We start from the raw sequence: 7,010 nt of genomic DNA, 5'->3' as shown, positions 1-7,010 counted from the left end.
TTTTATACTCCCTCATTAAAGTAAGGTTTTTCTCTTGTTTTCTCTGTTTTTCTCAGTATTTCAAATTTCAATAAGACTGCACTTTAATGGACTAACAGAACTTTATTTGTATTTTAGAGGAGGAGGACATAGTTAAATAAACCCTCTTCTTCTATTTTTTTACAAAAAAGGATAATATCTAGAAATATGGTCGCTATTGGATCCCACAATGTTCATGGCGGCACACCCTCCCATTTCTCACGGCGTCATATGAAAAATATGCGCATACATTCCTTCGTTCTGCCTATCCATGAAGTGGGGTCGGCGATGCTTTCTTGCGGGGTCATTGCCCAATAGTATAAATGCTTGCCGACTGCTCCTAGCTTCTGTTGTAAGTCTTCTTCAAATTGAAACAACTTTAAAATACTTCGACTACTAAGTGAATAAAAAATGAGAATTAAATATTGTCATCGATACTACTGTTTATGTTATATAAATCTTCGACTATTTTCTGCACCTAACTTCTTTTTGATCACTTTACCCTATCCTTTTAAGCAGCTTCTTGCATACTAAAATGAGGAATATCTTGTAACATTTTAGCTGGTTCAAACTCAATTTGTTTCTTTCCAATCGTAAATAAAATACGAATTAATTTACAACATATAGCGATGATAGACTGCTTCTTTTTTAATGGATTTTCATTTCGTGTAATAAAGTACTGATGTAGTGCCTTAAATGCAGGATTTTGAGCTACAAGAGGCAACACGACTTTAAACAATAGTGCCCTTAATTTAGGACGCCCTCGTTTAGTAATAATTGTTTGCCCTTTCCACTTTCCTGATGTAGCTAGTTTTAAGTTTAATCCTGCTAACTTAACAATTTGGTCGGGATGTGAGTACTTTTGTAAATCACCGACTTCTGCAAAAAAGGAGGCTACTGTAACTTGTCCAATACCTTTAATATCTCCCATCTCTCTCGCCCCTGGAACATCTTGTATGATGTTCTCTACTTCACTCCAGACGCTCTCTAATTGTTCTGAAAGAAGATCGTATTGGTCTAGTAAGCTTTTTAATTTTAACCTAGCTAGACTTCGCCCCTCTTTAATGCCTACTGAACGAAGGGCAACGTTTTTCAACTGAACAACCTTCTTTATTCCCACACCTTTTTTAACTTCTTTACGAATTTCAGCTAGAATTTCCAAGTCTTCACGCTCTAATAACTCATCAGGAAAAAGTCCCATTCTTAGAACTTGTAGAGAAGCTTTTCCATCCCACTTCCCAAAGACCGTTAAATATTCAGGAAAGAAACGGTCGAGCCATTGGTGAACTATATTTTTCACAGCTGTTAGGTCCTGTACCAATTGGTTATATAGGTTCATACCTTCACGTAAATCCGAGTATATACCTTCCGGTAAATTGGGCTCCGAATATCTTCCGCCCTCAATAAGTCTAGAGATAACTCTAGCATCCTTGAAATCATTCTTAGTAGGAGAATTGTCATCTAACTCCTTTGTTTGCTTAACATGAGCTGGATTAACTACAACCACCTTTTTTCCTTTTTCTTTTAGCCAATAAGCCAACGGAAGCCAATAATGTCCAGTAGGTTCCATCCCAATGATGACATCTTCCTTAGACTGTTTAGCTTTGATTTGATTTAACCAGTTTATGAAACCTTCAAAACCCTCATATGTGTTTAAAAATGTATGAGCTTTTCCAAATTGTATACCTCTATAATCTTGTGCTCTTGCGACATGCTTATGTTTAGCAATGTCAACCCCTATAATTAAGGTTTTTTCTGTAAGTTGCAGAATCTTGTCATTTTGTTTATACTTCATTTTATGTCCTCCTTTGGTTATTAAATGTCCTTTGCGCTGATCAGCTTGGACACTTTGTATCATACCAAGGAGGCTTATTTTATTCAAATCTCATTTTGCTTTAATACAGGAATGCTTTCTTATCTTTCAAAAAACCCCTTCATAAGAAGAGGCTAGTTACACTACCATCTCCTTATCTCTCAGCCTTTTAGCTGCAAGAATTAGCACCGTGCTTAAATAAGTCGGTTGCCGGGTATCATCGGGCTAGTCCCTCCACCTGCTCTTGATAAGAAAACAATTTTATTTGAATGGTTGAAAAATAATACGTTTAAAATTCACTTTGGATTATGACAGAAATTTAATATTCTGTCAACTCCCTAATTTAAAATAGATTTAGGTTTTTTATTCTATTCACCACTTCTTCAAGTCGATCTGAATCTGTTAATAACCCTACACGTACGTAACCTTCGCCAAACTTTCCAAATCCGATTCCTGGAGCAACAACGACATGAGCCTTTTCAAGTAATAAATCGGCAAAGCTTTGTGAAGAGTAGCCTTCAGGGACAGGAAGCCATGCAAAAAACGACCCCTTTGGTGCCTGCACGTCCCAACCTATCTCTTTTAAGCCATTTATAAAAGTATTTCTACGTAATTCATAAAGGGCTACTAACTCATCAACACATTCCTGTGATTCAAGTAATGCAGATGCCGCAGCTTCTTGGACTGCACTAAAGATACTAACATAAAGATGATCTTGTAAAAGATTAAGTGCCTCAATGACACTTTGGTTTCCCACGGCAAACCCTATACGCCACCCTGCCATATTATATGTTTTTGAAAATGTATAAATTTCAATTCCAATGTCCTTAGCACCACCAACCTCTAAAAAGCTAGTTGGCCTCGTTCCATCAAAGCCAATGGCTCCATATGCAAAATCATGGACGACACATATATCATTGTTACTGGCAAAATCAACTGTTTCCTCAAAAAATTCTCTTGACGCAACAGCCCCAGTAGGATTATTCGGATAATTTAAAAACATTATCTTGGCTTTTTTCGCAGTCTCTGCGTCTATTTTAGTAAAGTCCGGTAAAAATTCATTTTCAGCTACTAATGGCATATACTCCATTATACCACGAGCTAACTCTACACCGGACAAATAATCCGGATACCCAGGATCCGGAACAAGTGCGATATCCCCAGGATTCATTAGACATTGTGGTATTTCCACTAAGCCTGCCTTACCACCAAATAAAATCGCTACTTCATTCTCAGGATCAAGATCAACATCATATTCTCTTTTATAAAAGGTAGCCACTGCTTGCTTTAAAAATTGTTGTCCTCTAAAAGGTGAATATTTATGATAATTTGGATTTTCAGCAGCCACTTTCAAAGATTCAACTATATGGGCTGGAGTCGGTTGGTCTGGGTTTCCTTGACCTAGATTTATTACATCATGTCCTTCTGAAACTACCTTGCCCACTTTTTCTACAAGTGAAGCAAAAAATTGTTTTGGGAGATTATGTAACAATTGTGATTGCTCGTAATGTTTCATCCTTTACACCTTCTCAAAAAGTTCTTGAATTTCTAGTCACAAATCATATATTGTTAATAACAAAATGTAAAGTAAAAATTTAAAGGTGGTATATTATATGTCATTGAAAATCGCTTGCATCCAACTGGATATCGCGTTTGGAAATCCCGAAATTAATAAACAAAATGCACAAAATGAAATAGAAAAAGTTTATACTGCCCATCAACCTGATGTTATTGTTCTTCCAGAGCTTTGGACAACAGGCTATGATTTAACAAGACTACATGAAATTGCAGATGTTGATGGAAAAGATACAATCACAACGATAAGTGCATTAGCAAAAAAATATCGTGTTAATATTGTTGCAGGCTCTGTTGCCAAGAAAACAAAAGACGGCATTACAAATACAATGTACATCTTTGACAGAGCTGGTGCAGTTGTTGGTGAATATAGTAAACTACATCTTTTTAAGCTTATGGATGAACATCACTATTTACTACCTGGAGATTCCAAAGGACTATTCACAATTGATGGTGTTTCATCTGCCGGTGTCATTTGTTATGATATTCGTTTTCCCGAATGGATACGTGCCCATACGACGCAAGGGGCCGAAGTTGTTTATGTGGTGGCTGAATGGCCATTACCTCGACTTTCACATTGGCGAGCGCTTCTCATTAGTCGGGCGATCGAAAACCAGTGCTATATCATTGCAGTAAATCGATCAGGTAAAGATCCTGCAAATGAATTTGCGGGGCATTCAATGATTATCAGTCCTTGGGGTGAAATAGTATCTGAGGCAGGGGTTGATACTGAAACAATTGTCACAGAAATTGATTTACAAAAAGTCAAAGAAGTCCGTAGCCAAATACCGATTTTTCAAGATAGAAGGCCAAGCTTTTATGAGTAAAATTTCAAAAAAATAATTGACAATTAAAACTTATACTTGGTATGATTCTAAGCAAGCGTTAATATTCTAAAAATTTAATAGTTCAAAATTGCATCAATTGCAATTTTATCTCTTATCAAGAGCAGGCTGAGGGAAATGGCCCGATGAAGCCCAGCAACCGACCGTAATACCACTGCGAAGTGGGGCGCTACTTAAGCGCCAGAATGATTTTTTGTGTTCGTTTTTTTCTAATCATTCTGTAAGGCACGGTGCTAATTCCAACAGAAAGAATTTTTTCTGGCAGATAAGAGGTGCGAAGCTGTGTCTTCAAGCCTCTTTCGATTCGAAAGGGGCTTTTGTTATGTTGTTTTACATAGCAAAGCCTCCAGAGAACAGTAACCAAAACTATTACATGGAGGTTTTAACATATGCCTAACTCAAATCACTCAATCTATAAACCGTTAACTGAAAGCACTGCACTAGCACTCGCAACTAAACTAGGTCTATTTGACAATAACGCCCCTTTAAGAGCAAAGGAAATCGGCGATGGCAACTTAAATCTTGTCTTTCACATTGTTGATGATCACAACAATAAAAGCATTATTATTAAACAAGCACTTCCCTATGCAAAGGTTGTTGGTGAAAGCTGGCCACTAACTTTAAAACGAGCAACAATCGAAAGTAATGCGTTATTAACCTATTCCAATCTAGTACCGGACTTTGTTCCTAAGGTGTATTATACCGATGAGGTTCTTGCTGTAACAATTATGGAGGATTTATCCCATCTACGCATCGCGCGTGGTGGCCTAATTGACGGTATCAACTATCCACTCCTTGCAGATCATATCGGGAAATATTTAGCTCACACTTTGTTTTATACTTCTGATTTTGCATTGAATCCGCAGGAGAAAAAGAAATTAGCTCATAAATTCTTAAATCCAGAACTATGTAAAATAACAGAAGACCTTGTTTTCACTGACCCATTTTTCGACTATGACACAAATGACTATGAAACAGATTTACAATCAGATGTTGAAGAATTATGGAATGATACCGCACTAAAACTGGAAGTTGCTAAACTTAAGCAAAAATTCTTGACTCAAGCGGATGCACTTTTACATGGTGACCTTCATACTGGTAGTATTTTCGCTAGTGAGCAAGAAACAAAGGTAATTGATCCTGAATTTGCTTTTTATGGGCCTTTTGGCTTTGACGTCGGACAATTTATAGCAAACTTACTTCTAAACGCATTATCTCGTAGTAGTGATAAACAAGAGCCTCTTTTCAATCATATCGATAAAACCTGGACTGTTTTTGTCGATACATTTACATATTTATGGGAAAAAGATAGTGTTGAGGCATATTCTAAGGTTAATGGATTCTTAGATCATCTTTTGAAGCAAACGTGTGAAGATGCGATTGGCTTTGCTGGCTGTGAAATTATTCGCCGTACAATCGGCTTGTCACATGTTGCGGATCTTGATCAGATCGCAAATGATACAACAAGAATACAAGCAAAACAACAGGCTTTACAATTAGGAAAAACACTTATACTGAACCGTTCAAATCTTAATGACCCATCCGAAATAAAAGGATATTTTCAAAATAGCTATAGCTACTAAGGGAGTGACACCACACCATGTCTAACACACTAACACTTCCACGTTCAGTGGAATGGAACGAAACATATATTACTTTACTAGATCAACAGAAGCTGCCGCTTGAAACAGTTTTTATAGAATTAAAGACGTTATCAGATGTCTGGGATAGCATTACTAGCTTAAAAGTTAGAGGTGCACCAGCAATTGGTATAACAGCTGCTTTTGGTCTTGCACTAGCAGCACAGAATTATGAAGTAACGTCCATTCAAGAATTCAAAGACAGGTTACAAAAGGATCGAGATTATTTAGCTAGCTCACGTCCTACAGCCGTTAACCTGTTTTGGGCGTTAGATCGGATGGTTAGAAGTATTAGCAAAGCTATCTCAGTGAATGAGGCGAAGACAACTTTAACCCACGAAGCAATTCGTATCCAGGTTGAAGATGAAGCAGTTTGTCGTCAAATCGGTGAATACGCACTTTCTCTCTTTAAGAATAAAGATAAAGTGTTAACCATTTGTAATGCCGGCTCTATTGCGACAGCACGCTATGGCACTGCACTAGCCCCTTTTCATTTAGCAAAAGAGAGAAATATAGAGTTACAAGTTTTCGCTTCTGAAACACGTCCTGTTTTACAAGGCTCAAGACTTACAGCTTGGGAACTCAAGCAATCTGGAGTAGATGTAACATTGATTACCGACAACATGGCCGCCCATACAATTGCTGCAAAAGGTATCAATGCTGTCATTGTTGGCGCCGATCGTATCACCGCTAATGGAGATACCGCCAATAAAATTGGCACCTATGGTCTTGCTCTTTTAGCAAAAGCCTTTAATATCCCGTTTTATGTAGCTGCTCCAATATCCACGTTTGACGTGTCCCTTCAATCTGGTAGAGAAATACCGATTGAAGAACGACACGAAGATGAGGTAACTCATCTAAATGGACAGCGTATCGCCCCAGAAGGAATTAAAGTCTTCAATCCAGCATTTGATGTGACACCTAATGAACTAATTACTGCAATCATTACAGAACAAGGAATTCTATACAACGGGACTTATACAAAATCCATTGAAAAATTATTTAATGGATAGCTAGTAATTCAAACAAGCGGAAGGGTCGGAAGCCTTCCGCTTATTTTCAATTCCCCCCACATCTAAAGAAGGATTCACTTCATAAATTTTACCCTCTTCCTGGGTA

At 37.5% G+C, this 7,010-nt stretch carries 5 protein-coding genes and 2 riboswitches; of the genes, 3 read left to right on the top strand and 2 right to left on the bottom strand.

What is annotated here, in order from left to right:
• Positions 1-529: 529 nt before the first annotated feature.
• Together PY093_RS19775 and PY093_RS19770 are read right to left on the bottom strand one after the other, a co-directional pair.
• Positions 530-1,813 carry an IS110 family RNA-guided transposase gene (locus PY093_RS19775; RefSeq protein ID WP_275645258.1) on the bottom strand — a complete coding sequence of 428 codons (1,284 nt, stop codon included), beginning with the start codon at positions 1,811-1,813 and terminating at the stop codon, positions 530-532.
• Between the two features lie 169 nt (positions 1,814-1,982).
• Positions 1,983-2,085: riboswitch (SAM riboswitch) on the bottom strand.
• A gap of 89 nt (positions 2,086-2,174) precedes the next feature.
• Complete coding sequence (locus tag PY093_RS19770; protein WP_275647506.1) at positions 2,175-3,347, bottom strand: pyridoxal phosphate-dependent aminotransferase; 1,173 nt, start codon at positions 3,345-3,347, stop codon at positions 2,175-2,177.
• Between the two features lie 97 nt (positions 3,348-3,444).
• Here PY093_RS19770 and PY093_RS19765 point away from each other — a divergent pair, with 97 nt between their 5' ends.
• From PY093_RS19765 to mtnA, 3 genes are all read left to right on the top strand, one after another.
• Positions 3,445-4,233, top strand: a complete 789-nt coding sequence (locus PY093_RS19765) for a carbon-nitrogen family hydrolase (RefSeq protein ID WP_275647505.1) — start codon at positions 3,445-3,447, stop codon at positions 4,231-4,233.
• A 109-nt stretch (positions 4,234-4,342) separates the two neighbouring features.
• Positions 4,343-4,523, top strand: a riboswitch (SAM riboswitch).
• A 117-nt stretch (positions 4,524-4,640) separates the two neighbouring features.
• Entirely contained in the window at positions 4,641-5,834 is a 1,194-nt protein-coding gene (gene mtnK, locus PY093_RS19760) for an S-methyl-5-thioribose kinase (protein WP_275647504.1), read from the top strand.
• A 17-nt stretch (positions 5,835-5,851) separates the two neighbouring features.
• The gene (mtnA, locus tag PY093_RS19755) at positions 5,852-6,904 is read left to right on the top strand and encodes an S-methyl-5-thioribose-1-phosphate isomerase (protein WP_275647503.1); all 1,053 of its coding nucleotides are present in this window, start codon (positions 5,852-5,854) and stop codon (positions 6,902-6,904) included.
• Positions 6,905-7,010 lie beyond the last annotated feature (106 nt).

It is taken from the genome of Cytobacillus sp. S13-E01, from assembly GCF_029193815.1.
Classification (GTDB): domain Bacteria; phylum Bacillota; class Bacilli; order Bacillales; family Bacillaceae_L; genus Bacillus_BV.
Note: the sequence above shows the minus strand (reverse complement) of the source record. Positions and strands in the feature narration are given on the sequence as shown.